General features: G+C 68.7%; 24 protein-coding genes. 14 read left to right on the top strand and 10 right to left on the bottom strand.

What is annotated here, in order from left to right:
• Positions 1-18 precede the first annotated feature (18 nt).
• Both RIC31_RS10270 and RIC31_RS10265 read right to left on the bottom strand, forming a co-directional pair.
• Complete coding sequence (locus RIC31_RS10270) at positions 19-723, bottom strand: class I SAM-dependent methyltransferase (RefSeq protein WP_350106171.1); 705 nt, start codon at positions 721-723, stop codon at positions 19-21.
• A 133-nt stretch (positions 724-856) separates the two neighbouring features.
• Positions 857-3,298 carry a GcvT family protein gene (locus RIC31_RS10265; RefSeq protein ID WP_350106168.1) on the bottom strand — a complete coding sequence of 814 codons (2,442 nt, stop codon included), beginning with the start codon at positions 3,296-3,298 and terminating at the stop codon, positions 857-859.
• A gap of 290 nt (positions 3,299-3,588) precedes the next feature.
• On the opposite strand from RIC31_RS10265, the gene RIC31_RS10260 reads away from it, so the two are divergent.
• The 6 genes from RIC31_RS10260 to RIC31_RS10235 all read left to right on the top strand — a co-directional run bounded on the left by RIC31_RS10260 (position 3,589) and on the right by RIC31_RS10235 (position 9,670).
• A complete protein-coding gene (locus tag RIC31_RS10260) occupies positions 3,589-4,677 on the top strand; it encodes an ABC transporter ATP-binding protein (protein WP_502990117.1) in 1,089 nt (362 codons plus the stop codon).
• A 150-nt stretch (positions 4,678-4,827) separates the two neighbouring features.
• Positions 4,828-5,898, top strand: coding sequence for an ABC transporter substrate-binding protein (locus tag RIC31_RS10255; protein WP_350106162.1), 1,071 nt, complete (start codon positions 4,828-4,830; stop codon positions 5,896-5,898).
• Between the two features lie 103 nt (positions 5,899-6,001).
• Positions 6,002-7,267, top strand: coding sequence for an ABC transporter permease (locus tag RIC31_RS10250; protein WP_350106158.1), 1,266 nt, complete (start codon positions 6,002-6,004; stop codon positions 7,265-7,267).
• A gap of 10 nt (positions 7,268-7,277) precedes the next feature.
• On the top strand, positions 7,278-8,141 hold the full coding sequence (locus RIC31_RS10245) for an ABC transporter permease (protein WP_350106153.1): 864 nt from the start codon (positions 7,278-7,280) through the stop codon (positions 8,139-8,141).
• Positions 8,142-8,213: 72 nt separating this feature from the next.
• On the top strand, positions 8,214-8,750 hold the full coding sequence (locus RIC31_RS10240; RefSeq protein ID WP_350106149.1) for a hypothetical protein: 537 nt from the start codon (positions 8,214-8,216) through the stop codon (positions 8,748-8,750).
• A 2-nt stretch (positions 8,751-8,752) separates the two neighbouring features.
• Entirely contained in the window at positions 8,753-9,670 is a 918-nt protein-coding gene (locus RIC31_RS10235; protein WP_350106145.1) for an NHL repeat-containing protein, read from the top strand.
• On the opposite strand, the gene RIC31_RS10230 is transcribed toward RIC31_RS10235, so the two are convergent.
• From RIC31_RS10230 to pdxH, 7 genes are all read right to left on the bottom strand, one after another.
• Positions 9,639-10,391, bottom strand: coding sequence for a glutamine amidotransferase-related protein (locus RIC31_RS10230; protein ID WP_350106142.1), 753 nt, complete (start codon positions 10,389-10,391; stop codon positions 9,639-9,641). The two genes, RIC31_RS10235 and RIC31_RS10230, sit on opposite strands and share 32 nt — an antisense overlap.
• Before the next feature lie 10 nt (positions 10,392-10,401).
• A complete protein-coding gene (locus RIC31_RS10225) occupies positions 10,402-11,142 on the bottom strand; it encodes an SDR family NAD(P)-dependent oxidoreductase (RefSeq protein ID WP_350106139.1) in 741 nt (246 codons plus the stop codon).
• Between the two features lie 67 nt (positions 11,143-11,209).
• Positions 11,210-11,578 (bottom strand): hypothetical protein, encoded by a 369-nt coding sequence (locus tag RIC31_RS10220; RefSeq protein ID WP_350106136.1) that lies wholly within the window; start codon positions 11,576-11,578, stop codon positions 11,210-11,212.
• A gap of 21 nt (positions 11,579-11,599) precedes the next feature.
• The gene (locus RIC31_RS10215) at positions 11,600-12,496 is read right to left on the bottom strand and encodes a putative universal stress family protein (protein WP_350106133.1); all 897 of its coding nucleotides are present in this window, start codon (positions 12,494-12,496) and stop codon (positions 11,600-11,602) included.
• A 39-nt stretch (positions 12,497-12,535) separates the two neighbouring features.
• Positions 12,536-14,128 (bottom strand): bifunctional aminoglycoside phosphotransferase/ATP-binding protein, encoded by a 1,593-nt coding sequence (locus tag RIC31_RS10210; protein ID WP_350106130.1) that lies wholly within the window; start codon positions 14,126-14,128, stop codon positions 12,536-12,538.
• On the bottom strand, positions 14,115-15,065 hold the full coding sequence (locus tag RIC31_RS10205) for a cation diffusion facilitator family transporter (RefSeq protein ID WP_350106127.1): 951 nt from the start codon (positions 15,063-15,065) through the stop codon (positions 14,115-14,117). The genes RIC31_RS10210 and RIC31_RS10205 overlap by 14 nt, the downstream gene beginning before the upstream one ends.
• A gap of 8 nt (positions 15,066-15,073) precedes the next feature.
• The gene (gene pdxH / locus RIC31_RS10200; RefSeq protein ID WP_350106124.1) at positions 15,074-15,670 is read right to left on the bottom strand and encodes a pyridoxamine 5'-phosphate oxidase; all 597 of its coding nucleotides are present in this window, start codon (positions 15,668-15,670) and stop codon (positions 15,074-15,076) included.
• Between the two features lie 320 nt (positions 15,671-15,990).
• Here pdxH and RIC31_RS10195 point away from each other — a divergent pair, with 320 nt between their 5' ends.
• Positions 15,991-16,470, top strand: a complete 480-nt coding sequence (locus RIC31_RS10195) for an RT0821/Lpp0805 family surface protein (protein WP_350106121.1) — start codon at positions 15,991-15,993, stop codon at positions 16,468-16,470.
• Between the two features lie 55 nt (positions 16,471-16,525).
• Positions 16,526-17,521, top strand: a complete 996-nt coding sequence (locus tag RIC31_RS10190; protein WP_350106119.1) for a DnaJ C-terminal domain-containing protein — start codon at positions 16,526-16,528, stop codon at positions 17,519-17,521.
• A 12-nt stretch (positions 17,522-17,533) separates the two neighbouring features.
• On the opposite strand, the gene RIC31_RS10185 is transcribed toward RIC31_RS10190, so the two are convergent.
• Positions 17,534-18,952 (bottom strand): YihY family inner membrane protein, encoded by a 1,419-nt coding sequence (locus tag RIC31_RS10185; RefSeq protein ID WP_350106116.1) that lies wholly within the window; start codon positions 18,950-18,952, stop codon positions 17,534-17,536.
• 178 nt (positions 18,953-19,130) lie between these two features.
• Between RIC31_RS10185 and RIC31_RS10180 the strand changes: the two genes are divergently transcribed.
• The 6 genes from RIC31_RS10180 to RIC31_RS10155 are packed head-to-tail and all read left to right on the top strand — an operon-like array spanning position 19,131 to position 25,684.
• Positions 19,131-19,715, top strand: coding sequence for an adenylyl-sulfate kinase (locus RIC31_RS10180; protein WP_350106113.1), 585 nt, complete (start codon positions 19,131-19,133; stop codon positions 19,713-19,715).
• The gene (locus tag RIC31_RS10175) at positions 19,712-22,114 is read left to right on the top strand and encodes a PEP/pyruvate-binding domain-containing protein (RefSeq protein ID WP_350106110.1); all 2,403 of its coding nucleotides are present in this window, start codon (positions 19,712-19,714) and stop codon (positions 22,112-22,114) included. The genes RIC31_RS10180 and RIC31_RS10175 overlap by 4 nt, the downstream gene beginning before the upstream one ends.
• A 12-nt stretch (positions 22,115-22,126) precedes the next feature.
• Positions 22,127-22,768, top strand: coding sequence for a gamma-glutamyl-gamma-aminobutyrate hydrolase family protein (locus tag RIC31_RS10170; protein WP_350106107.1), 642 nt, complete (start codon positions 22,127-22,129; stop codon positions 22,766-22,768).
• On the top strand, positions 22,765-23,535 hold the full coding sequence (locus RIC31_RS10165; RefSeq protein WP_350106104.1) for a phosphocholine cytidylyltransferase family protein: 771 nt from the start codon (positions 22,765-22,767) through the stop codon (positions 23,533-23,535). Before RIC31_RS10170 ends, RIC31_RS10165 begins: the two co-directional genes overlap by 4 nt.
• Positions 23,536-23,542: 7 nt before the next feature.
• Positions 23,543-24,325 carry a class I SAM-dependent methyltransferase gene (locus RIC31_RS10160; protein ID WP_350106101.1) on the top strand — a complete coding sequence of 261 codons (783 nt, stop codon included), beginning with the start codon at positions 23,543-23,545 and terminating at the stop codon, positions 24,323-24,325.
• A 42-nt stretch (positions 24,326-24,367) separates the two neighbouring features.
• Positions 24,368-25,684 (top strand): hypothetical protein, encoded by a 1,317-nt coding sequence (locus RIC31_RS10155; RefSeq protein ID WP_350106098.1) that lies wholly within the window; start codon positions 24,368-24,370, stop codon positions 25,682-25,684.
• Positions 25,685-25,749 lie beyond the last annotated feature (65 nt).

The following is a 25,749-nucleotide window of genomic DNA, read 5'->3' as shown; positions in this document are numbered from 1 at the left end:
CTCCGAGTGTGCTTCGGTTCAGACAACGTTGGGTGTACGGAAGACGTAGGTCGTGAACTCGTAGAGCCCGTAGTCGGCACGGAACCGATAGTGCCGCGACAACCGCCCCACGAATTCCGCCATGCGATCATAAGGAACGTGGAACAGGTCCTCACGCTCCCAGTCCACATGTTTCGACATCACGTTGAATGCCGCCCCGATCCGACAGCGATCGAATGCGCGTTCGACCATCCGGGTGAAGAAATCCCACATCTCATCTTCCGTCATGCCTACACGTTCGGTGAACACACCGTTCATAACGACATAGTCGAAAGTCTCGCCGAGCCGGTCGTCCACCAGCAGGTCGAGACACTCGAAGCGATGCTCCGGAAATTTGCGCCGGCAGAGATCGATGAAGGCCGGCGAGATATCGAGCCCGCTGTAGTCGATCCGATGGTCGTGGCGCCGAATGTGCTCCAGCAGGTGCCCGGCCCCGCAGCCGACATCCAACAGCGACGCACCCTCTCGCTTTTCCGCCAGCAGGTCGAGCATGACTGTGTAGCGGGTCTCGGCATCCTTCCAGTCGGGCCAGTCGACGCCACGATTCGAGTCTCCGTGGCGGTTCAGACACGCCTCGTAATGGCGCATGAGTTCAAAATATGCAGGGCCAGCCGACACCGATGCCTCACTTTGAACACGCGCAGCCCGGCCCACGCGTCTCCCAAAGTGGAAGCGAACGCGCATGAGGGTTGGCTCCCACCGCCGACCAAGCTGGCACCCAACTCCTTGTAGGGCGGCGTTGTCGCCACCGCAACGCCGCCAAGCCAAACCATGCCTGACTCTGGAGCGTCAGCCCTCGGGTACGAAAGAGGAGAAGCTACCCCCTGAGCGCCTCGTTGTCCGGGTCGTAGGGGCTTTCCGGCACGATCCGGGCCGGGCGCAGCTCGCCCATCAGCCGGACCTGGCATTCGCGGCCGATCTCGGCGAATTCGGTCTTCACGTAGCCCAGCATCAGCGACTTCCCGACGTGATGGCCGAAGCCGCCGGCAGTGCCGCGGCCGACCACCTGGTCGTCCATGAACACCGGCTCGTTGCCGAAGCTGTCGGCGTCGTCCGCGTCGATCTCGATCGTGCAGTAGGTGTTCGGCACGCCGTCGGCCTGCTGGCGGACCAGCGCCTCGCGCCCGGTGAACTCGCCCTTGTTCAACCTGACGAAGCGGCCCAGCCCGGCTTCCAGGACCGAGTTCTCGGCATTCAGGTCGGTGCCCCACAGCCGGTAGCTCTTCTCCAGGCGCATCGAGTCCATCGCCCGCATGCCGACCAGCCCGATGTCGTACTCCCGGCCGGCCGCCATCAGCGCGTCGTACAGATGCGCCTGGTACTCGATCGGATGGTGCAGCTCCCAGCCCAGCGAGCCGACGAAGTTCACCCGCAGCGCCCGGACGTTCGGGCAGTAGCCGACCGGGATCTCCTGCATGGTCAGCCACTTGAACGCCTCGTTGGTGACGTCGGCATCGGCCAGCTTCTCCAGCACCCTGCGCGAGCCCGGCCCGGCCAGCACCAGCACGCCGTACTGGGTGGTGACGTCCTTCAGATACACCGAGCCGTCGCGCGGCAGGGTCTTCTGCAGGAAGTCCCAGTCGTAGTCGTGGCCGGCGCCGGGACCGACCAGGTAGAAGCGCTCGCCCCACGGGCCGTCGGCCATGCGGGTGATGGTGAACTCGGACCGGATCGAGCCGGACGGGTTGAGCGCGTGGCTCAGGCTCATGCGGCCGACGCCCTTGGGAATCGCGTTCGCGACCATCCGGTCCAGCCACCCGCGCGCACCGGGTCCCTCGACCTCGTATTTCGCGAAGGACGACAGTTCGATCACCCCGACCCGCTCGCGCATGGTCCGGACCTCGTTGCCGACATGCTCGAACCAGTTCGAGCGGCGGAACGAGTAGACGTCGGCACGCTCGATCCCGGCTGGCGCGAACCAGTTCGGGCGCTCCCAGCCGAAGCGCGCGCCCCAGACCGCCCCCGCCTTGTCCAGGCGGTCGTAGGCCGGGGTCGTCTTGGCCGGGCGGCCGGCCGGCCGCTCCTCCATCGGGAAATGGTTGAAGAAGACGTGCTCGTACGCCTCCTCGTTCTTGATCCTGGCGAAGTGCTTGGAGACCACGCCGAAGCGGCGCGGGTCGACGCCGATCATGTCGACCGACGGCTCGCCGTCGACGATCCAGTTGGCGAGCTGCCAGCCCGCTCCCCCGGCCGCGGTCACGCCGAAGCTGTGGCCCTCGGACAGCCAGAAGTTCGGCAGCCCGAACGCCGGGCCGACCATCGGGTTGCCGTCGGGGGTATAGGAGATCGGGCCGTTGACGATATCCTTGATGCCGGCGCTCTCGAACGACGGGACCCGGTTCAGGCAGGCCTCGACATGCGGCATCAGGCGCTCGAGGTCGCCCGGGAACAGATCCTTCTCGAAGGTCGACGGAACGCCGTCCACGAAGCAGGCCGGGGCGTGCCGCTCGTACGGTCCGAGAATCCAGCCCATCCGCTCCTCGCGGAAATAGTACTGGCTGTCGGATTCGCGCAGCACCGGCAGCTCCGGATTGCCGGCCTCGCGATAGGCCTTCAGGGTCGGATCGACGTCGGTGACGATGTACTGGTGCTCGACCGGAATCGCCGGGATCTGCAGCCCGACCATCAGCGCGGTCTGGCGCGCGTAGTTGCCGGTGGCGGACACCACGTGCTCGCACCGGATCGAGCCCTTGGTGGTGTGCACGGCCCACTCGTTGTTGTCGCGCTCGATGCCGGTCACCTCGGTGTGCTGGTAGATCGTCCCGCCATGGTTGCGGGCGCCCCTGGCCATCGCCATGGTGACATCGACCGGCGCGATGTGGCCGTCGGTCGGGTGCCAGAGCGCGCCGACCAGGCCCTCGTCGTTGATCAGCGGCCACAGCCGGCGGATCTCGTCGACCCCGATCAGGTGGCACTCCACGCCGATGGTCTCGGCGGTACACTGGTAGTTCCGGTACTCGTCCATCCGGTCGCGGTTGGTGGCCAGCCGCAAATTGCCGACACCGTGGAAGCTGACGTCCTGGCCGGTTTCCGCTTCAAGTTTCTTGTAAAGCTCGACCGAGTACTGGTGGAGCTGGCCGACCGAGTAGCTCATGTTGAACAGCGGCAGCAGGCCGGCGGCGTGCCAGGTCGAGCCGGCGGTCAGCTCGGTGCGCTCCAGCAGCACCACGTCGGACCAGCCGCGCTTGGCCAGGTGGTACAGGGCGCTCACGCCGACGACGCCGCCGCCGATCACCACGACCCGAGCCGTATCCTTCATGTCCCGTCCCCTCGACGCATGCGCTGGCGCGGCCTCCGGCCGCTCGGGGACAGAGTGACGAAATCGCCGCCGGGCCCGTGCCGAAACGCGACGACGGCGTGTCGCATTCAGCGCAAAGGCCATGCAGCGACGGTGTCACCCTTGTTGTGCGCCGCAAAAACCGTGGGTTTACACCAGTGGCGGGGTTGATCTAGGCTTCGCGCAAACGGGGGTGGGGAAATACTCCACCGAACGAGGACGGCCAGCGACAGGGAGCGCGGAGCCGTCGACAGAGGATGGTATGGGGGACTATGGCGGAGAATAAGACGCCGTTCGTCCAATTCTCGGAGGTCCAGAAAACCTACGACGGTGTGATACTCGTCGTTAAGGATCTCAACCTAGACATCGAAGCGGGTGAATTCGTTACGATGCTCGGACCTTCCGGGTCCGGCAAGACCACCTGCCTGATGATGCTCGCCGGCTTCGAGACGCCGACCGAGGGTCGGATCATGCTGGGCAACAAGGAACTGAACAACGTGCCTCCGCACAAGCGCGGCATCGGCATGGTGTTCCAGAACTACGCCTTGTTTCCGCACATGACGGTGGCCGAGAATCTGGCGTTCCCGCTCGAGGTGCGAAAGCTCTCGAAGGCGGAAATCGAGACCAAGGTGCAACGCGCCCTGGACATGGTCGAGCTGGGGGCCTTCGGCGGCCGGCGGCCCGGACAGCTCTCGGGGGGGCAGCAGCAGCGCGTGGCCCTGGCCCGGGCCCTGGTGTTCGAGCCCGACCTGGTGCTGATGGACGAGCCGCTGGGCGCGCTCGACAAGAATCTGCGCGAGCAGATGCAGTACGAGATCAAGCACATTCACGAGCGGCTCGGGACGACCGTGGTGTACGTCACCCACGACCAGTCCGAAGCCCTCACGATGTCGGACCGGATCGCCGTGTTCAACGACGGCCGTGTCCAGCAGCTGGCGACGCCGGCGGACCTTTACGAGCGGCCCGAGAACGCCTTCGTCGCCCAGTTCATCGGCGAGAACAACCGGCTGCTCGGCAAGGTCGAGGAGGACGACGGCACCCATTGCGCCGTCCGGGTCGACGGCCGTGTCATCCGGGCGGTCAGCGTCAACCACGCCGGCCGCGGCTCCGACACCACGCTCTCGCTGCGCCCCGAGCGGGTCACGCTGAACCCGGAAGACGGAACCTTGCCGAACATCTTCGACGCGAAGGTCGAGGAGCTGATCTATCTCGGCGACCACATTCGCGCGCGGGTCAGCACCTGCGGCGACGACGAGTTCATCGTCAAGGTGCCCAACGCGCACGGGCACGCGGCTCTGGCCCGAGGCGCGGAAGTCCGCGTCGGCTGGGCCATGGAGGACTGTCGGGCGCTCGACGCCTGATTCACTTGAACGAAGGTCGCGTGCGCCGAAGCGGGTATCGCGCGATCTGTCGAGGGCCCCGGGACCGTCGCATCCCCCAATCGACGCCCGGGAGCCGCCTACAGGGGGAATCGCCGGCGGTGCCGGCATAGATCAGGGAGACTGACAACAATGAGACATCTGCTGAAGAGCGCGGGGGTCGCGGCCATCGGCATGGCCGCGTTCGGCTTCGCCGGGGCGGCGTCGGCCGAGACGTTGACGATCGTGTCGTGGGGCGGCGCCTACACCAAGAGCCAGCTCGAGGCCTATCACAAGCCGTGGATGGCGAAGACCGGCGACACCTTGAATTCCGAAGACTACAACGGCGGTCTCGCCGAGATCCGGGCGCAGGTCGAGGCCGGCAACGTCACCTGGGACCTGGTCGACGTCGAGTTGTCGGACGCGGTCCGCGGCTGCGACGAGGGCATTCTCGAGGTGCTCGACACCGCCGACCTGCCGAAGGGCGACGACGGCACTCCTGCGGCCCAGGACTTCATCCAGGGCGCCGTGCACGAGTGCTCCGTCGCCACCATCGTGTGGTCGACCGTCTATGCCTACGACAAGACCAAGTTCAAGGAAGGCCCGACGACCATCGCCGACTTCTTCGACCTGAAGAAGTTCCCGGGAAAGCGCGGCATGCGCAAGACCCCGAAGGCCAACCTCGAGTTCGCGCTGATGGCCGACGGCGTGCCGGCGGACAAGGTCTACGAGACCCTGGCGACCCCGAAGGGTGTCGAGCGTGCGTTCGCCAAGCTGGCGACCATCAAGAACGACACGATCTGGTGGGAGGCCGGCGCGCAGCCGCCGCAGCTCCTGGCCGACGGCGAAGTCGTCATGACCACCGCCTACAACGGCCGCCTGTTCAACGCGATCGCCAACGAGAAGAAGCCGTTCGAGATCGTCTGGGACGGCCAGGTCTGGGATCTCGACCTGTGGGCGATCCCGCGCGGCGCGAAGAACAAGGCTCGGGCGTGGGAGTTCATCAAGTTCTCCACCGACACCCAGCGCCTCGCCGACCAGGCCAAGTGGATCTCCTACGGTCCCGTCCGCAAGTCGTCGTTCCCGAAGGTCCTGCCGGAAATGCAGCCGCACATGCCGACGGCTCCGGGTAACTTCAAGAACCCGCTGCAGAACGATTTCGAGTTCTGGGCCGACTACGGCGACGAGCTGAACGAGCGCTTCAACGCCTGGCTCGCCAGCTGATCGATCCGGGGCGGAGTGCCGGCGGCGCTCCGCCCCACCCTTGTTGGATTGACGACCTCTTTCATTCGTCCATTTTCAGGTGATCGGGAGCCAAGGGCAGGCGATGGCGCAATTGACCGAGACGGCCGGGCCGATCCTGACCACCGCCGACGGGACGCCGCTCAAGCAGGCGCTGGCCCGGGCAACCCGCCGCAGCAAGATGCGCGCGCTGATGCTGGTAGCGCCGCTCGTGGTCTTCATCCTCGTCACCTTCATCATCCCCATCGTGGACATGCTGGCGCGCAGCGTGTCGAATCCAGAGGTCCAGGCGGCCATCCCCGAGACCGCCGCACTGCTGGCGGAGTGGGACGGCACCGACCTGCCGCCGGAGGCGGTGTTCGCGGCCCTGGCGAAGGAACTGGCCGACGAGGGCAAGCGCCGGGACATCGGCCGCATGGCAGGCCGCCTGAACTTCGAGGACAGCGGGTTCCGATCCCTGTTCAACAAGACCCAGCGCCGGATCGACCGCGTCAAGAGCGCCCCCTACAAGGAAGCTCTGATCGCCATCGACAAGGACTGGGGCGAGACGTCGACCTGGAAGGTCATCCAGCTGCTGTCGCCGCCGACCACGTTCAGCTACTACCTGAACGCCGTCGACCGGACCTACGACGAGAACGGCAACGTGGTCATGCAGCCGGAATGGAAGCAGATCTACGTCCAGCTGTTCCTGAAGACCATCTACGTCTCGCTCGGCGTCACGCTCTGCTGCCTGATCCTGTCCTACCCGATCGCCCACCTGCTGGCGGTCCTGCCGGCCGGCAAGGGCAACCTGCTGCTGATCCTGGTGCTGCTGCCGTTCTGGACCTCGCTGCTGGTCCGGACGACGTCCTGGATCGTGCTGCTGCAGACCAACGGCGTGATCAACGACACCCTGGTCTGGCTCGGCGTCATCAGCGACGACAACCGGATCACCATGATCTACAACATGACCGGCACGGTCATCGCGATGACCCACATCCTGATGCCGTTCATGGTGCTGCCGCTGTACTCGGTCATGAAGACGATCTCGCCGAGCTATCTGCGGGCCGCCCGCTCGCTCGGCGCCAATCCCGTCGTCGCCTTCGTCCGGGTCTACATGCCGCAGACCGTGCCCGGCGTCGGCGCCGGCTCGATTCTCGTGTTCATCCTGGCGATCGGCTACTACATCACGCCCGCTCTGGTCGGCGGCCAGGACGGCCAGCTGATCTCGAACTTCATCGCCTACCACATGCAGAAGTCGCTGAACTGGGGCCTCGCGGCCGCGCTCGGCACGATCCTGCTCGCCGGCGTGCTGGCCCTGTACTGGCTGTACGACCGCATCGTCGGCATCGACAACATGAAGCTCGGGTGAGGAAGCGACGATGGCTGTTCCAAGCTATGCGGGCCCGGTCGAGCGCATCTGGTACTACGCCTACCGGATCATCTGCGCGGCGATCTTCTTCTTCCTGATCGCGCCGATCCTGGTGATCATCCCGCTGTCGTTCAACGCCGAGCCCTACTTCACCTTCACGCCCGAGATGCTGGCCCTGAAGCCGAGCGCCTTCTCGCTGCGCTGGTACGCGGACATCGTCAACAACGAGCAGTGGCTGCACTCGATCAAGAACAGCTTCATCATCGGCTTCGCGGCCACCATCCTGGCCACCGCCTTCGGGACCGTCGCCGCACTCGGCCTGTCGCGAGCCGAACTGCCGTTCAAGCGGATGCTGATGGCGGTGCTGATCTCGCCGATGATCGTGCCGCTGATCATCTCGGCGGCGGCGATGTTCTTTTTCTACTCGGCCCCGTTCGGCAGCGACTATGCACTGACCCACACCTTTGCCGGGGTGATCCTGGCGCATGCGGCGCTGGGCACGCCGTTCGTGGTGATCACGGTCACCGCCACTCTGGTCGGATTCGACAGGAACCTGATCCGGGCCTCGAACAGCCTGGGCGCCGATTCGGTCACCACCTTCTTCAAGGTGATCATGCCGCTGATCCTGCCGGGGGTGATCTCCGGCGCGCTGTTCGCCTTCGTCACCTCGTTCGACGAGGTGGTGGTGGTGCTGTTCATGGCCGGCTTCGAGCAGCGCACGATTCCGCGCCAGATGTGGGCCGGCATCCGCGAGCAGATCAGCCCGACCATCCTGGCCGTGGCGACGCTGCTGATCTGCCTGTCGACCGTGCTGCTGGCGACCATCGAGTTGCTGCGGCGGCGCAACGAGCGGCTGCGCGGCGTCACCTACTGAGGCGGCGGACACCCTGGACAAGAGGCCTCCGAGGCCTCACCTTTTGGGTGGGCACGACGCCCGGAGGCCGACATGTACCGCGACAATTCCCTGGTTCCGAAGGAAGCCATCCGCCTCGCCGCTCTCGGGCTGCTGGCCGAAGGTGACCGTCCCTATGGCGACCTGGCGCGCGAGGTGCGCGAGTTCGCGACCCGGATCGTCGGCCCCTCCCTCGACCTGCTGGGAACCTCGATCGAGCTGCTGCGCTTCGAAGGCCTGATCGAGCCGGTCGACGGCCGCGGGATGGAGGACAACGCGGTCCTGCGCCTGACCGACTCCGGCCGGACGGCGCTCACCGAATACCTCACCTCGACCATGCGCCCCGGGGTCTCCGACCTGAACAAGCTGGTGCTGGCGCTGAAGCTGCGGTTCATCGACCTGCTGTCGGACGAGGATCGCGAGGAACAGCTGGCGGCGCTCGAGATGATGTATGCCGGCGAGAAGGCGCGCCTTACGGACCTCCGGGACCGCGCCGACCGGGGCGCCGGCCTGCTGGCCGCCTGGCTGGACCTGGAGATCGACCAGGTCGATCGGCGTATCGCCTGGTGCCGGGATCTCATCTCCAACTGATCATGCGACCGACGATTCGGGCCGTACGGGCGATCGCCGCAGCCGGCGTCCTGCTGGCGGCACCGGCCAGCGCCACGCGGGCTGCGGAGCCGGTCCTCGGGTCCCCGCCGTCCTATGCCAGCGGGCGGGACCTGACCGAGGGTCCGAACGCCGACGCGGTGGACCTGCGGATCTGGCTGCCGGACCTCGATGCCGGCGACGTGCCGCAGGGACTGACCGTGCTCGGCGGCAGCGTCCTGGTGGCCGCCTACCGTGAGGACCGGGCGGGCCCGCAGGACTGCCGCATCCACCGCTTCGACGCCGCCACCGGCACCCACACCGGGACTGCCGAGATACCGGCCGCCTGCAGCCACGCCGGCGGCATGGCGGTGGCCGGCGGGCGGCTGTTCCTGACCGACACCTGGGCGCTGATCGAGCTCGACGCCGACGCCCTGTTCGACCCGCAGCGCCACGACCGCGGCGTCCTGCGACGGGTCTCTCTGCGGTTCCCGCTGCGCGGCTCGTTCGCCGCCGGGACCGCGGACGGCCTGTGGGTCGGCGAGTACAAGCGCACGGCCGGCGCCGCTCTGCGGTTCGTGACCCTGGACACGATCGACGCCGCCGACCAGGTCGCCGGGCTCGGCCCGGACGCCATCGCACGGGAGATCCCGACCCCCGCCCGCTCCCAGGGCGCCGCGGCCGGACCGGACGGCGCCCTGTGGGTATCGGCCTCGTCCAGCCAGTTCGGCAGGCTCTACCGGCTCGACCCGGCCACCGGCGACGTGCTCGCGGAATTTGCCGCACCGGTCGGGACCGAGGACCTGGGCCTCGACGCCGACGGCCGGCTCTGGACGGTCTCGGAGGCGGGCTCGGCGAAATACCTGAACTGGGCCGCCTTCAACCCGCTCGTCATGCGGCTCCGGCCCGAAGCTCTGCGCTGAGGTCCGGCGCCGCCGCCAGGGCGACCCGGATGAAGCCGGCCAGCCAGCCGGCCATCGCCTCGTGGTCGAGGGCCCGGCCGAGCGACCCCTTGCCTTCGGAGAACACCGCCTCGCCGACCTTGTCGCGCCGCATGTCCAGGATGCGGTCGACCGTCGGGACGTTCATCTCCGGATGGCCCTGCATGGTCAGGATCCGGTCGCCAATCCGCAGCATGGCGTTCGGGCAGAACTCGCTGGACGCCAGCACCACCGCCCCTTCAGGTGGTCGGATCACCTGGTCCTGGTGGCTGACCAGCACGTTGACCGCATCGGGGCCGCCGCGCATCCAGGCCTCGCGCCCGGTCAGGGCGTGGCGGTGCACGCCCATGCCCCAGCCGCGCTCCGACTTCCGCACCTCGCCGCCCAGCGCCTGGGCGATCAGCTGGTGGCCGAAGCAGCCGCCGATCAGCACCTTGCCGGCGGCCGCCGCGCGCCGCACGAAGGCCTCCGACTCGCGGATCCAGGGCAGGTCCTCGTACACGCCGTGCGGGCTGCCGGAGAAGATGTAGACGTCGTGGTCGTCGACCGAGCGCGGGAACTCCCCGTCGATCGCCGAGCAGCCGGCGAAGGCCGCCTCCGGTAGCTGCGGCGCCAGCAGCGCCCGAAAGCTCTCGAGATAGGGCGGCATCACATCGGCCAGAGGCTCCGCGACCCGGCCGCAAACCACCACGCAAATCCGCATTCGCCTCTCCTCAGAGCAGGTGCTGGCCACCGGTGACGAAGATCTCGGTTCCGGTGACGTAGGCACTGTCGTCGGAACAAAGATAGTAGATGGTCGAGGCGACGTCCTGCGGCTTGCCCAGCCGGTGCAACGGGATGCGCGGAATCAGAACCTCGGTCTCGGGCGACAGCATGGCGGTCTCGATCTCGCCCGGCGCCACCGCGTTCACCCGGACCTCGAGCTCGGCGAACTCGTTCGCCATCTCGCGCGTCAGGGCCGACAGCGCCGCCTTCGAGGTCGAATAGGCCGAGCCGGCGAACGGGTGGATGGCGTGACCGGCGATCGAAGTGACGTTGACGATCGCGCCGCGCCCGCGGTGCAGGGCGGCGCCGAAGCCGCGCGCCAGCTTCAGCGGCGCGAAGAAGTTCAGCTCGAACACCTGCCGCCAGGCATCCAGGTCGCCGTTCAGGACGCCCAGCCGCTCCTTGTAGGGTGTCTTGGGCGACCAGCCGGCATTGTTGACCAGCGCGTGCAGCGGCCGGCCGCCGAGCCACCGGTTGGCCTCCTCGACGAAGCGGTCGAGACTGGCCGGGTCGGCCAGGTCCGCGGCGATGTGGTGGACCCGGGCATGGTCCATCCGGCACTCCGGCGGCGGGGTGTCGCGCGAGCAACTGAGCACGCGCCAGCCCCGTTCCAGGAACAGCGCTACGGTCGAATGCCCGATCCCCCGGCTGGCGCCGGTGAGGAGCAGAAGTTTGCCGTCTTCAGACATGGCGCGGACGATAGCCGAGCCGGCGCGGCAGCGAAAGGCTCTGGCCCGTCGCCGCCGGCGGGGCCGGTCAGCGGACGCTCACCACCCGGAAGGTCCGCAGTTCGCCGTCGTGCTCGGTGATCGAAACGTACTCGCCTTCGACGAAATGGTGCCGGTCGAAGCGAAAGATCGGGTCGTCGTGATCGTCGTCCTCGCCGGGGTGGTCGTAGTGGAACAGCCAGCGCTGCCCACGGGTGTGCACGAGCAGCCCTGACTCGTCGGGCTCGCCGTTCCAGAACCGGCGCACCGTGCATTTCTCGCGCAGGTCCCGCCAGTTCTCGTGGTCAAGCGTCCCGTCCGCGGTCAGGGGCGCCCGGAACTCGTACCCGCGCGCCGCGCTCCCCTCGGGGAACTCGGCGTTGCGCGCGAGTTCCAGACGGATGGTCTTCAACGGCATTCCTGTGTTCCTCCTGCCAACTCAGCGGGCGAGCAGCATCGCGATGGATGAACCCGCGAGCGCGTCGTCGGTGACACCGCCCATGACGAATTCGCGCACCCGGCTGTGGCTGTACGCCCCGAGAAGGACCATGTCGGCGCCATCGGCCGCGGCCTCGGCCTCGAGCGTCGACGCCACGCCCTCCTTGGAAACCTTGACCGTCCTTCCCGATGCGGCAATGCCCCACAGGGTCAGCGTACGCACGAGATCGTCCGGTGTCACGGTCACGTCGCCGTCGTCGACCACCAGCACGGTGACGGCGTCGGCAGTGGACAGCAGGGGCATCGTCATCGCAACCGCCCGGGCCGCCTCGGCCGATCCGTTCCAGCCGACCAGGACGCGCCGGCCGACCTCGCCGCCGCCGTCGGAAGCGGCCAGGAGGACCGGACGGCCGGACTCCAGCATGGCGATCTCGATCAACCCGCTGCGCTCCTGACTGCTGTCACCCTTGCCTCGGGAGAACACCACGAGATCGGCCGCCCGAGCCGGCAGCGCGACCGCATAAGGCAGGTGGCCGGTCACGGTCGAGAAGGTCGCGGACGGTCGGCTGCCGGCGGCGTCCTCGGACACCCCGGCCGCCTCGCGCCAGCTGGCATAGGTTGCACGCGCCGCGGTCGCGCGCTCGCTGGCCTGGGCCTCGGCAGCCTGAACGATGCTGTCGATCATCGCCGCGTTGAACCCCTCGCCGACCAGCGGGATCATGTCGGTGGCGTCGCGGCTGAACAGCATGGCGTCGATGTGCGCCCCGCGGCGCCGCGCGAGCGCTGCGGCCAGATCCAGGGCTGGCCGGTCGCCTTCGTCACCGAGCAACGGAACCAGGATTCTCTTCATTGCGGAACCTCCACTGTTCGACGTGGGCGCTCCGCCCGGCGTCTTCAACAGTAGGCTCCGGGACGGCCGCCCCGGCATTGAGCCAAATCAACTGCCGGCAACCGCGGCGAGCACCGCCGAGACGAGGTCCGGCACAGGCCGACCGGCGTCGAGGCGTAGCCAGTCGTGTGGCGCCGTGATGGTGTCGGCCTGGTGCTCGACCACCTCGCGCGTCGCATCGGAGGCATCGCCGGTCCGGGCCGACACCCGCGCGCCCGCCTGCTCGGCCGGCAGTTCCAGCCAGACGCCCACGAACCGGACCCCGGCCCGGCGCGCCGCCGCCGCCACCGCCCGCCGGTCCTCGGGCCGGCCGTAGACGGTGTCCGCGACCACCGCCGACCCCAGTCCGGCCAGGCGCCGGGCCCTGCGATGCACCGTTGCCATCACCCGCCGGCTGACCTCCGACCGGTACGCCTCGGGCGGCAGGTGAACCGTCTCGGCGACCCCGAAGGCCTGCTTGCGGATGACGTCGGAGCGCAGCACCGCGGCACCGGGCATCCGGCCGAGCGCCGGCGCCACCGCCCGCGCCAGGGTGGTCTTGCCGGTCCCGGAAATCCCGCCGATGGCCACCACCACCGGGGCCACCTCGTCGAGATAGCGGCGGGCCTCCGCCAGATAGCGGCCGGCTTCCGCCGCCCGCGCCCGGTCGAGGCCGTGCTGCGTGGCAGCGGTGGCGCCGACATGCGCCCGCACCGCCGCCCGCATCGACAGGAACAGCGGCATCATTCCGGCGGCCTCGTCGTCGCGCGTGGCCGACAGCCAGCCGTTCCACACCCGGTTGGCGCCTGCGTCGAGCCCGCGATGCAGCAGGTCCATCAGCAGGAAGGCGAGGTCGTAGGCCACGTCGACGGTCGCCAGTTCCTCGTCGAATTCGAGGGCGTCGAACAGCACCGGGTCGCCGTCCGGGCCCCGGAACACGTTGCGCAGATGCAGGTCGCCGTGGCAGCGCCGGACCCGGCCCCGGCGCCCGCGGGCGTCCAGGTGGTCGCCCAGGGCATCCGCCATCGCCGACGTGCGGGCCAGCAGGTCGCGCACCGCCGCGGCGTCGAAGACCGTCGGTACCGCCGACTCCAGCCCGGCCCGGTTGATCGCCAGCACGTCGGCGACCAGGGTCGACCCGGCGGTGCGCCGCCGCTTCGGCGCGCCGGCATGTGCCTCCGCGACCGCGGCGGCCAGGCGGTCGAGGTCGCGATCCGCAAGCTCGCCGCGCTCGGCCAGGCGGTCGAACAGCATGTCGCCGTCGAAGCGCCGCATCACGACCACCGGCTCGATCGCCCGTTCGCCCTCGCCGGGCTCGTCCTCCGGGCCGCACAGACGCCATCCGCCATCCCGGCCCACGACCACCTCGCCGACGCCGAGATAAAGCTCCGGCGCGGTCCGCCGGTTGATCTCCACTTCCCGCCGGCAGATCCGGCGGCGGCGGGCCACGGTCGAGAGATCCATGTATGGCAGGTCGACCGGCTTCTTGATCTTGTAGGCACGGTCGCCGGCCAGGACCACCACCGCGCCGTGGGTCTCGATCGGCTCCGACACCGGGCCGGCCGCGAGCCCGTGGGTGGCGGGGTCGCCCAGGAAGCGGATCAGCCGGTCCAGGCGGTCGCCGTCGTGGTCCCGGGATTCGCTGCGGTCAGACGGTTCCATGTCGGCTACCCGGCCGACGGGCCGTCGACCGCTCCTCCGGTAGTTGCTCGGGTTCCTCGTGAATCAGGACCTCGACGCTCGGGAACGCCTTGCACACCGCCCGCTCGACATCGTCGACGATACGGTGCGCCTGGTTGACGCTCAGCGCGCCGTCCACCACCAGGATCATCTGCACGAAGGTATCCGTGCCCGACCGGCGGGTGCGCAGGTCGCGCACCGCCTTCACGTCCGGATGGTCCAGGGCAACGCCCCGGATGCGAGCCCGTTCCGAGTCGGGAAGCTCGCGGTCCATCAGCAGGTCGACCGCGCCGTAGCCGATCCGCCACGCGCTGTGTCCCATCCAGGCGGCGATCACGCCGGCGATGATCGGGTCGAGCCACACCCAGCCGCCGAGACCGGCAACCAGGAACGACACGATCACGCCGGCATTCACCACCAGGTCGGCGCTGTAGTGCGCCCGGTCGGCGGCGATCGCCAGCGAACCGGTCCGGCGGATCACCTGGCTCTGTATCCAGACCAGGGCGACGCTGAGGACGATCGCGAAGACGGTCGTGAGAATGCCGACCCACTCGTGGCGGATCGGCGCCGGATCGACCAGCCGACGGGCACACTCGACCAGCACCAGCGCTGCCGATCCGCCGATGAAGGCGGCCTGGCTCAGCGCCGCGACCGACTCGGCCTTGCCGTGACCCCAGCGATGTTCCCGGTCGGCCGGCTTGGCCGCCTTCTGGACGGCCAGCAGGGTCACCACCGACATGCCGACGTCCAGCAGCGAGTCGACGAGGCTCGACAGCATCGCAACCGAATCGGTCGTCCACCAGGCGCCGGTCTTGACCAGGATCAGCACCGTCGCCACCGCCGTGGCCCCGAGCGCGGTCCGCCGCGTGAGACGGGCGATCTCCGGCGCCTGCGCGATCGGGTCGAGCGGCGCTGACATCGGCATCGTCAGGGAAACAGCCGCTGGACCGTCCAGGGGGCGCCCTCGCCGGAGCGCGTGAACAGGAAGCGGTCGTGCAACCGGAACTCGCCGTCCTGCCAGAACTCGACGCGCAACGGGGTCAGCCGGTAGCCCGACCAGTAGGGCGGCCGCGGCACGTCCTTGCCATCGTACTCCGCCTCGAACCGCGATACCGCCGCCAGCAGCGCCGGACGGTCGGCCAGCGGCCGCGACTGCTGCGACGCCCAGGCGCCGATCCGGCTGCCGCGCGGACGGCTCGCATAGTAGACGTCGGCCTCGTCGTCGCCGACGCTGGTCACCGCCCCTTCGATGCGGACCTGCCGGCGCACCGACTTCCAGTGAAAGCACAGCGCCGCGAACGGATTCACCTCGAGTTGCCGGCCCTTCTGGCTCTCGGTGTTGGTGAAGAACGCGAAGCCCCTGGCGTCGAAGTCCTTGAGCAGGACGATCCGCGCCGACGGCCGACCGTCGGAATCGGCGGTCGCCAGGGTCATCGCGTTGGCGTCGTTCGGCTCCGACGCCTCGGCCTCGGCGAACCAGCGACGGAACTGCTCGAACGGATCGTCGGTGTCAGGCTCGAACATCACTTCTGCCTCTCATGCGCCCTGTCATTCACGCGCTCCGGCACACATGCGCCCTCGCGTTGGAATCTGCCATCAGCCCGCCATATCCTGCGAGCCCAGTACCGCCTGCCGCATCGTTCGGCAAGGAGGGAACCGTGACCTCCCGACAACGTTGCGACGGAATAGTCGAGCTCGGGCGTTGGTACTGTGACTTGGATCAATTCGCCGCGACACTGGGCGGGAACAGATGCGGATGGCATCGCCTTCGACCACGGCGACCGGATAACATGGGGACGAGGCCGGCCGCGTGCGGCGGGTCCAGCGGAAAGGACGGGAATACCATGATGCGCAAGATGGCAGTCGTTGCCGTGCTCGCAGTCGGACTGGCGGCGTGCAGCAACACCGGCACGGGCCCCGGCCCGAAGCAGACGGGCGGTGCGATCCTCGGCGGCATCGGCGGCGCCGTCGCCGGCGCCCAGTTCGGCCAGGGTACCGGCAGGCTCGCAGCGGTCGCCGCCGGCACCCTGCTCGGCGCGCTGATCGGCAGCGAGGTCGGCTCGTCGCTCGACAAGGCCGACAAGGCGGCGATGGCGCAGACCACGCAGACCACCCTGGAGACGGCGCCGAGCGGCAGCAGCTCGACCTGGCGCAATCCCGACTCCGGCCACTACGGGACGGTCACCCCGACCAGCACCTATCAGAACAACAACGGTCAGTACTGTCGGGAATTCTCTCAGACGGTTAACATTGGCGGTCGCACCGAGGAGGCGTATGGGACCGCATGCCGTCAGCCCGATGGAACCTGGCAGATCGTGAACTGACGCGGCGCCGGCCTGCCGGCGCCGCCCTGGCGGATTCGGGTCGGGGTCGGCGATCGTGAGCGATCTCTACAGAACCCTGGGCGTCGGCCGGACGGCGGATCAGGCGGAAATCAAGTCGGCCTACCGCAAGCTCGCCAAGAAGTATCACCCGGACCTCAATCCGGGCGATGCCGGCGTCGAGCGCCAGTTCAAGGAGGTCAACGCCGCTTATGACGTGCTGGGCGACCCGGACAAGCGGGCGCGCTACGATCGCGGCGAAATCGATCCCGAAGGGCGCGAACGCGGCGGGTCGGGCTTCTGGCGCAACTGGGCCAAACGCAGCAGCACGGGTGCCGGAACCGGTTCCTCGGGCGCCGGCGGGCGGTCCCGATTCGACTTCGGCGACGACTTCGAGGCCGAGCAGGATCCGATCGACGACATTCTCAAGGCCTGGCGCAGCGCCAAGGCCCGGCAGGGCATGGGCGACCCGCCCGGCGGCGACGGCGCCGGAACCGGCGCGCGGACCGGCCCGCGCCGCTCGCCGCAGGATCTGCGCTACCGGCTGAAGGTGCCGTTCGTCGAGGCGGTCGCAGGCATCAAGAAGCGGGTCACCCTGTCCGACGGCAAGGTCGTCAACCTGACCATCCCGCCGGCGACCGAAGAGGGCACCGTCCTGCGGCTGAAGGGCCAGGGCCGCCCGGCCGCCGCCGGCAAGCCGTCCGGCGACGCTTACCTGGAACTGCAGATCGAGCCGCACCCGTTCTTCCGGCGCGACGGCCGGGACATCCGCCTCGACCTGCCGGTCACCCTCAAGGAAGCCGTGCTGGGAGCGTCGATCACCGTGCCGACCGTGCACGGCAACGTCACCCTCAAGATCCCGAAGGCCGCCAACAGCGGTCAGGTGATGCGGCTGCGCGGCAAAGGCGTCCCGAGCACCGGGTCCGAGCCGCCGGGCGACCAGTACGTCACCCTGAGCGTGGTCCTGCCGCCGGAGCCCGATGCGGCGCTCGAGGCGTTCGTCGAGAACTGGAAGTCGGCGACACACAACCCGCGCCACAAGATGGGTGTCTAAACGCGGCAGCGCTCAGGAACGAGAGGTCGGGGCCGCGCCGTGGGGCAGTTTCACGACCGCCGGGTCGGCCCCCTCGACCGGCGCGCTCAGGCCGAGCGACTCGGCGATCGTCAGCCCGAGCACCCGCTCCTCTGCCCGGTAGAGATCGGTGAGCCGTTCGGCGAGCCGCCCGGTGGCCGCGTCCAGTCGGCGAACGGTGCGGCGCTCGGCCGCCTCCTCGGGCTCCTGCGCGTCCAGGCCGAGCGTCAGGCCCAGGTCGCGGGCCAGACGCGCGAGCGGGGTGGCGTGCAGATCGCGCGCCAGGGCATAGCCGCCCTCGTCGGTCGTCACCAGATAGCCGCTGCTCCGCAGCGATTCGATGACCGCGTCGCGCCCGTCGACCGGCAACGCGCGAGCCAGTGCCGTCGGCGCGACGCTGCCGCCGGTGCGGGCATGCTCGGCCAGCACCCCGAGCAGGACCACCGCCGCCTCCAGCCGGCGGGGCGCGTCCAGGGTCACGTCGATGCGCCCGACCCGGGTGGACTGCCACTCGGTGAAGGACGCCGCGAACACCGCGCCGATCAGCACCACGGTCCAGGACAGATAGATCCAGATCAGGAAGATCGGGAAGGTCGCGAGCGCGCCGTAGATCGTCTGGTAGCTCGGGAAGCTCACCAGGTAGTACCGGAAGCCCAGCTTCAGGACCTCGAGCGCCACGCCGGCGAGCGCCCCGCCGACCAGGGCGTCGCGCAACCGCACCGGTCGCGCCGGCACCAGCATGAACAGAACGGTGAACGCCACAGTCTGCAGGATCGCCGCCAGTACCCTGCCACCGACGAAGGCCCAGCCCGGGCTGTCGATGACGATCGGCATGTAGGCTGAACCCTCGACCGCCAGTTCCCCGATACGGTCGAACACGCCGGTGGTCAGCGAGAAGCTGATGCCGAACAGCACCGGGCCGAGCGTGAGGACGGTCCAGAAGATCAGCAACCGGGTCACCAGAGGCCGGTCGCGCTCGACCCGCCAGATCGTATTGAACACCGACTCGATGGTCGACAGCAGCAGGATCGCGGAGACCGCCAGCGCCGCCACGCCGACCGCCGTCAGGTTGGTGGCGTTACGGATGAACTCGGTCAGGTGCGAGCGGACGATCAGCCCGACCTCGGGCACGAGGTTCTCGAACAGCAGGATCTCGATCCGGTCCTGCATCGCCTGGAAGGCCGGGAACGCCGAGAAGATCGAGAAGGCGATCGTCAGCAGCGGCACCAGCGCCAGCAGGGTCGTGTAGGTCAGTGCGCCGGCCGCCTGCAGGCCGCGGTCCCGGTAGAACCGATGCGCGGCGTAGAGGACGTATGCCGCCACGTTCCGTGCCAGCAGGACGGCCCGGGCCCGGCTCACCTGTCGCCACGCTGTCGGTCGATCGGTCATGTGCGTCAGCATAGCATGCAGCATCGCACGCTCCGACCGTCGCCGCTCCCGCCCATGCCGGCACCGTGGAGGACACCCGCCGGCTTGTCGCAGGAGAACCGAGGTGAAAGAATAAAATACGAGGTTTCAGCGCGAGGGGTCCGCGACTCCGGGACATTCCGCGCCTCCGGGACATACGGTGGTAACATGGCGGCTCGGTCAAATGACGCGTGACATCGACGCCGCCGACCCGTCTCGGCCAGCCGGCACGGTGTTCTGGATCACCGGGCTGTCGGGCGCCGGCAAGACGACGATCGCGACCGCGCTTTCGCGTGCCCTCGACCGGCTCGACCGCCCGCATGTGCGGCTCGATGGCGACGAACTCCGGGAGATCTTCGCCGACGTCGACCGCCACGACCAGCAGGCACGCAGGATGCTGAGTCGGCGATACGCCGGGCTTTGCAGGCTGATATCCCGTCAGGGCCTGGACGTCGTCTGCTCCACGATCTCGCTGTTCCACGAGATCCACCGCTGGAACCGGGACAACATCGAGAACTATGTCGAAGTGTTCCTCGATGTCGACCGGTCGGTGCTCGCGGCCCGCGACCCCAAGGGCATCTACCGCCGGGCGGGCGCCGGCGAACTGGACAACGTCGCCGGACTGGATCTCGCCGTCGAGTTGCCGACGGCGCCCGACCTGACGGTGCACAACGATGGCCGCCAGGCCCCCGAGCAGGTCGCCCGGGCGATCCTGGACGCCGCCGATCGCGCCCCGGGCAGAGCGCGGCCGCGGGAGTCGATCGGATGATCGTGCAGATCAGCCGAACCAAGCTCCTCGGGACCAAGGCCGAGACCCTGGAGCGGCTGGGCCCGCACCAGGGCTACTTCCAGATCCCGGCGTTCCTGTACTTCACCGTCGGCGACTGGGAAGATCGGTCCGACGCCCTCGCCGATGCGATCGCCGGGCGGTTCGGCGGCACTGCCGTGGCGGTGCGGTCGAGCGCCCTGCGCGAGGACTCCGATACCTCGTCCATGGCCGGCGCCTTCGCCAGCGTTCTGCACGTCGCCGTCGACGACCGGCCGGCGATACGCGAGGCCGTGGAATCCGTCATCGCCTCCTACGACGCCCGCCATTCCGAGGACCAGGTCCTGGTCCAGCAGATGGTCACGGATGTGGCGATCAGCGGTGTGGCGATGACCCACGGGCTCGACGACGGCAGCCCCTACTACACCATCGAGTACGACGACGAGAGCGGCGAGACCGACGCGGTGACGGCCGGCCTGCGGATCAACAAGTCGCTGCGGCTGCATCGGGACGTCGGCGAGGCCGACCTGGCGTCGATCCGCATGCGGCGCGTGCTCCGGCTGATCCGCAACCTCGAGGGCGTGTTCGGCCGGGTTCCCCTCGACATCGAGTTCGCGCTCGGCCGCGACGGCACGGTGTATCTGTTCCAGGTGCGGCAGATCACCTCCCACTCGAGCTGGGACCACGGACTGGTGCTGCGGGTCGACGCGGCCCTGCACGGCATCGCCGGCTACCTGGCCGACCGGCTGGGCCCGCGTCCCGAGGTATTGGGCGGCCGGGGAATCCTCGGGACGATGACCGACTGGAATCCGGCCGAGATGATCGGCTCTGCCCCGAGGGGGCTGGCGCTGTCGCTGTACCGGCATCTGATCACCGACGAGGTGTGGGCGGCCGCCCGGGCGTCGATGGGGTATCGCCCGATGGTCGGCGAGCATCTGATGGTCGAGCTGGCCGGCCGGCCCTACATCGACGTGCGGAACTCGTTCAACTCGTTCCTGCCCGCCGACCTGGACGACGACCGGGCCGCGCGCCTGGTCGACGCCGCGCTGGACCGCCTGGCCGACCGGCCGGAGCTTCACGACAAGGTCGAGTTCGAGGTCATGCCGACCGGGATCGACTTCCGGTCCGGGCAGTTCCTGGAAGCCGCCTATGGCGACGCCCTCGACGCGGACGACCGGCAGGCGATCCTCGAGGCGTATCGCCACCACATGAACCGGATGGTCGGCAACGGCGACGCCGGGACGCTGCAGGCCGCCGACCGGCAGATCGCCGTGCTGGCGGCCCGCCAGCAGAGCAGACCGTCGGTGTTCGAGACCCTCGCGGTGCCGCCGCTGCGAAAGCTGGCGGCTGCCCGACGGCTGCTCGAGGAGGCCCGCCAGCTCGGAACCCCGGCATTCTCCGTCATGGCCCGGCACGGGTTCCTGGCCGAGGCCCTGCTGCGGTCGCTGGTCGAGCGCGATGCGCTGTCGCCCGATCGCCTGGCGGCGTTCAAGCGCTCGATCCGCACGGTGGCCGGCGACCTGATCGACGCCATGCGGGACGTGGCCCGCGGCCGGATGACCGCCGATGTGTTCTTCGCGCGCTTCGGTCACCTGCGGCCGGGCACCTACGACGTGCTGTCGTCGCGCTACGACCGGCGCGCCGACCTGTTCGCCGGGAGCCACCTGCCGCAGGTCGACGTGGTCGACGGCTTCACCCTGGCCCCGGCGGAACGGCGGTCGATCGGGCTACTGATCGGCGAAGCCGGGCTGGACCTCCGGGACGCCGAGGCGCTGCTGGCTTATGCACGCAAGGCGGTCGCCGGCCGGGAACTCGGCAAGTTCGTGTTCTCGCGCAACATCTCGGATGCATTGGAGCTGCTGGCGGCCTGGGCCGAAGACAACGGCCTCAGCCGGGACGACCTGAGCCACCTGGACGTCGTCCCGCTTCTGGATCAGGTCGCCGGCCGTCACCCCGAGCGCGAGGGCTTCTCCCTGCGCGACCGGGTCGAACAGGCGCGCCGGTCCCATCAATGCGCCGCATCGCTGCACCTCAGCTTCATCCTGCGGTCGGTCGAGGAGGTCTACATCGCACCGCAGCAGCGCACCGAACCGAACTACGTCACCAAGGGTCGGGCCGCCGGGCCGCTCGTGCGCCTCGACCCGCAGAGCGACACCTCATCGCCGATCGCCGGTGCCGTCGTCTGCATCGAGAGCGCCGACCCCGGCTTCGACTGGATCTTCACGCACGGCATCGCCGGGCTCGTGACGAAATACGGCGGCGCGAACTCGCACATGGCGATCCGCTGCGCCGAGTTCGGCATCCCCGCCGTCATCGGCTGCGGCGAGGTACTGTTCGACCAGGTGGTGCGCGCCCGAAGCGTCGAGATCGACGCGGCGAACCGCCACTTCTTCCTGCACTGACCCGGTGGCTTCATGCGCATCGGCATTACGCAGCGGATCGTCTACGACCCGGAGCACGGCGAGCGGCGCGACGCCCTGGCCAGCGACTGGTATCGTTTCCTCACGGCGGTCTGGCCGGACGTGGTGATCGTGCCGATCCCGAACCTGCCGGAACACGCGGCGCGCCTGCTGGAAGCGCTTGCCGTCGAAGGCCTGCTGCTGACCGGCGGCAACGACCTCGGGACCGAGCCCGACCGCGACCGGACCGAGAGCGACTGCCTGACCTACGCCGCCCGGCACGGCCTGCCGGTCATCGGAGTCTGCCGGGGGTTCCAGATGATGGTCGCCGCCGAGGGCGGACAGGTGGTCCGAACCGACCGAGGCGTCCATGTCGCCACCAGACACCCGGTCCGCTGCCTGTCGGACACCGACTGGGGCTGGACCGGCGGCGGTCGGCTCGACGTCAACTCGTTCCACGGGTTCGCGGTGCCGGGAGACGGCCTTCCGGCGGGCTGGTCGGCTCTGGCGGTCGGCGAGGACCGGACGGTCGAGGCCGCCCGCTCCGCCGACGGGCGCTGCACCGCCGTCATGTGGCATCCCGAGCGGGAGCCGGCGCCGGCCGCCGCCGACGTCGCCCTGTTCCGCCATCGTCTGGAGTCGAAGCGAGTCCCATGAGCAGCCCCTACCGTGCCCTGATCCTGGCCGCCGGCCGCGGAAGCCGCATGCGCGACGCCACCGCCGATCGGCCGAAATGCCTGGTGCCGCTGGCCGGCCGACCGCTGCTGGACTGGCAGCGCTCGGCGTTCCAGCGCGCCGGCGTCGACACGATCGCCGCCGTCGGCGGCTACCGTGCCGAGCGGCTGGCCCGTGAGATCGAGGTGCCGTTCGTCAATCCCCGCTGGGAGACGACCAACATGGTGCGGTCGTTGACCTTCGCGGCACCGTGGCTCGGCGAACGCGACAGCCTGATCTCGTATTCCGACATCGCCTTCCGACCGTCGGCGGTCGAGCGGCTCGCCGCCGCCCCAGGCGACATCGCCATCACCTACGACCGGCAGTGGGCCGCGCTGTGGCGCGGCCGCTTCGAGGCGCCGCTCGAGGATGCCGAAACCTTCCGGGTCGAGGGCGGGCGGGTCGTCGAGATCGGCGACCGGCCGAACAGCATGTACGAGGTCGAGGGGCAGTTCATGGGACTGCTGAAGTTCACGGTCGCCGGGTGGCAGGCCGTCAGCGGCTATCTGGACGGGCTCGGCGATGCCGCAACCGACCGGCTGGACATGACCGGGCTGCTGCGCCGGCTGATCGCCGACGGCCACGAGGTTCGCGGGGTACCGGTCGAGGGCGGTTGGGTGGAGGTCGACTCGGAGTCGGACCTGGCCTATTACGAGAGCATGGTGGGCGCCGCGGCACATTCGGGTCCCTGGGCACATGACTGGCGGTGATCGGGCGATGTCACGCGGAAATCTGGTGCATGGAGACTTCTCCGGACTGGCCTCGTCCTACGCGTCGCATCGACCGGGCTACAGCCCCCATGCGATCCGCCTGATCCTCGGCGCGATCGACCGTCCGGCTGCCGAGCTCGACGCCGCCGACGTCGGGGCCGGCACCGGCATCTGGAGCCGGCAGGTGCAGGAAGCCGGATTTCGCCGGGTGACCGCCGTCGAGCCGAACGACGAGATGCGGCAGGCAGGCCGCGAGACGTCGACGGGCTTGCCGATCGAGTGGAAGGCCGGTTCGGCGGAGCGCACCGGCCTGGCCGATGCGTCGACCGACCTGCTGACCATGGCGTCGTCGTTTCACTGGGCGGATTTCGATACCGCGCTCGCCGAGTTCCGCCGGGTCCTGCGCCCCGAGGGCTGGTTCGCCGCGCTGTGGAACACCCGTTACCTGGACCGCAGCCCGCTGCTGCTGGAGTTCGAAGCCGAGTTGAAGCGGCTGGTGCCGGACATGAAGCGCGTCTCGTCCGGCAACTCGGCCTTCACCGACGGCCTGGTCGCCCGTTTCATGGATGCCGAGGGCTGGGCCGACCCGGTCTACGCCGAGTGCTTCCACGTCGAGCGGATGAGCCGCGAACGCTATATCGGTGCCTGGCGCTCGGTGAACGACGTGCAGGTGCAGGCCGGGCCCGAGCGCTTCGCCGCCTTCATCGACTTCGTCGAGAAGCACCTCGCGGACCACCCGTTTCTCGATTGCCAGTACCGCACGCGGATCTGGTTGATCCAACGTCTCTAGCGACCCGGCCGCAACGGCCTCCGGCACCAGTTCTTCGGCATCATGAACGTCAGAAACAAGATCCCACTCAGGCATCCCTTCCTCGAAGACATCGCACCGGGACCGGAAGTGCCCCGCGAGCGGGCGGCGTTCTTCCTGGGACTGGGCGAATGGGCGCACGCCGTCAGCGCCCTCATGGAGGCCGGGCGGCGCGGAGCAACCGATGGGCTGAGCGAAAGCCTGGAGGAAATCCGCGAGAAATGGCGGAGCAACGACTGCAATGCCGATGCGGTCGAGCGGCTGGGATCAGTCGACTTCAAGAAACTGTTGGCGGAGATCAAGAACCGCGATCAGGCCGAAGGCACCGACATGGAGCGGAACGCCTTCTATCTGCGCGAAGCCTATCGTCGAAACCCCGAAAACCAGATCGTCCAGCATCTTCTGTCGATCACCTATCTGGGGCTCTTGGACGCCGGCAAGCCCGCCGCCGGGGATCCTGCCTACCACCGCTACCTGATGGTCGACGACGTTGCCGAGTTGACGGCCCGCGTCGATCACCTCGTGGCGCGACGGCGGCATATCCCGCACTGGCTGGTTGTCTGTCCGAATTCGTCCGGCACATGGCAGCTTCGGAACTACGTACTGCATCTGCAACAGCGCGGTCTGAGTTGCTTTCTGCTTGAAACGCACAAGTTCCGGAAAGAGCGGACGGTGCCGCTCCAGCGGCCAGACCGGGCGATGGCCTGGCAGACATTTTCCCATCTGAGCGCCCACACCGTCATGCGGTTCGTGGTGGCCGGCAACCTCCACGACCCGGTCCAGGCTCTGACCTACACCCTCGTCAGGAAATCCCTGAGGTCCCGGATGCAGGAGAAGAGCGCCGGCGCGCCGGTTTCCTGGGCGACGATCCCGGACGACGACGCGGACGCGGTCTGTACCAACGTCCAGGGCACGCTCGACGCGCAGACTTTCGAAGACCTGGCCGGGTACTTCCGTCTGAACTACGAGCACGCCTTCGGGCTACCGATCGCCGCCTACCAGATACGCCAGCAGGAGCGCGGATATTTCATCGGATTTCGGGACAACGTCACGCTCATGCTGTTCCGCCTCCGCGAGATGGAAGCCATCCTGCCGGAGATCCTCCGGGATGTGCTGTCCGTCGATACGAGCGGATGCCAGCCGCCCAGCGATTTCCGGGTGACCAGCCATCCGGCGCTGAGCGATCAGATCCGCACGCTCGCGAAGCGGATCAGGGTTCCCCGCTCGCTGGCGGAAGGAATGATCAACACGGCGTTCATGGAGGCGCATTTCCTGCCCGAGCAGTTGCAGGAGATGCGAGACCGCTGGTACGCGAACGCCGAACGCCCGGTCGACGGCTGATCGCCACGATCGCGGCGGGCCCGCACGTCCCGCTCGCTTGCCCACCCCCGGTGTTCGTGTAGGAT

This window comes from Thalassobaculum sp. (assembly GCF_040219615.1).
Lineage (GTDB): Bacteria > Pseudomonadota > Alphaproteobacteria > Thalassobaculales > Thalassobaculaceae > Thalassobaculum_A.
Note: the sequence above shows the minus strand (reverse complement) of the source record. Positions and strands in the feature narration are given on the sequence as shown.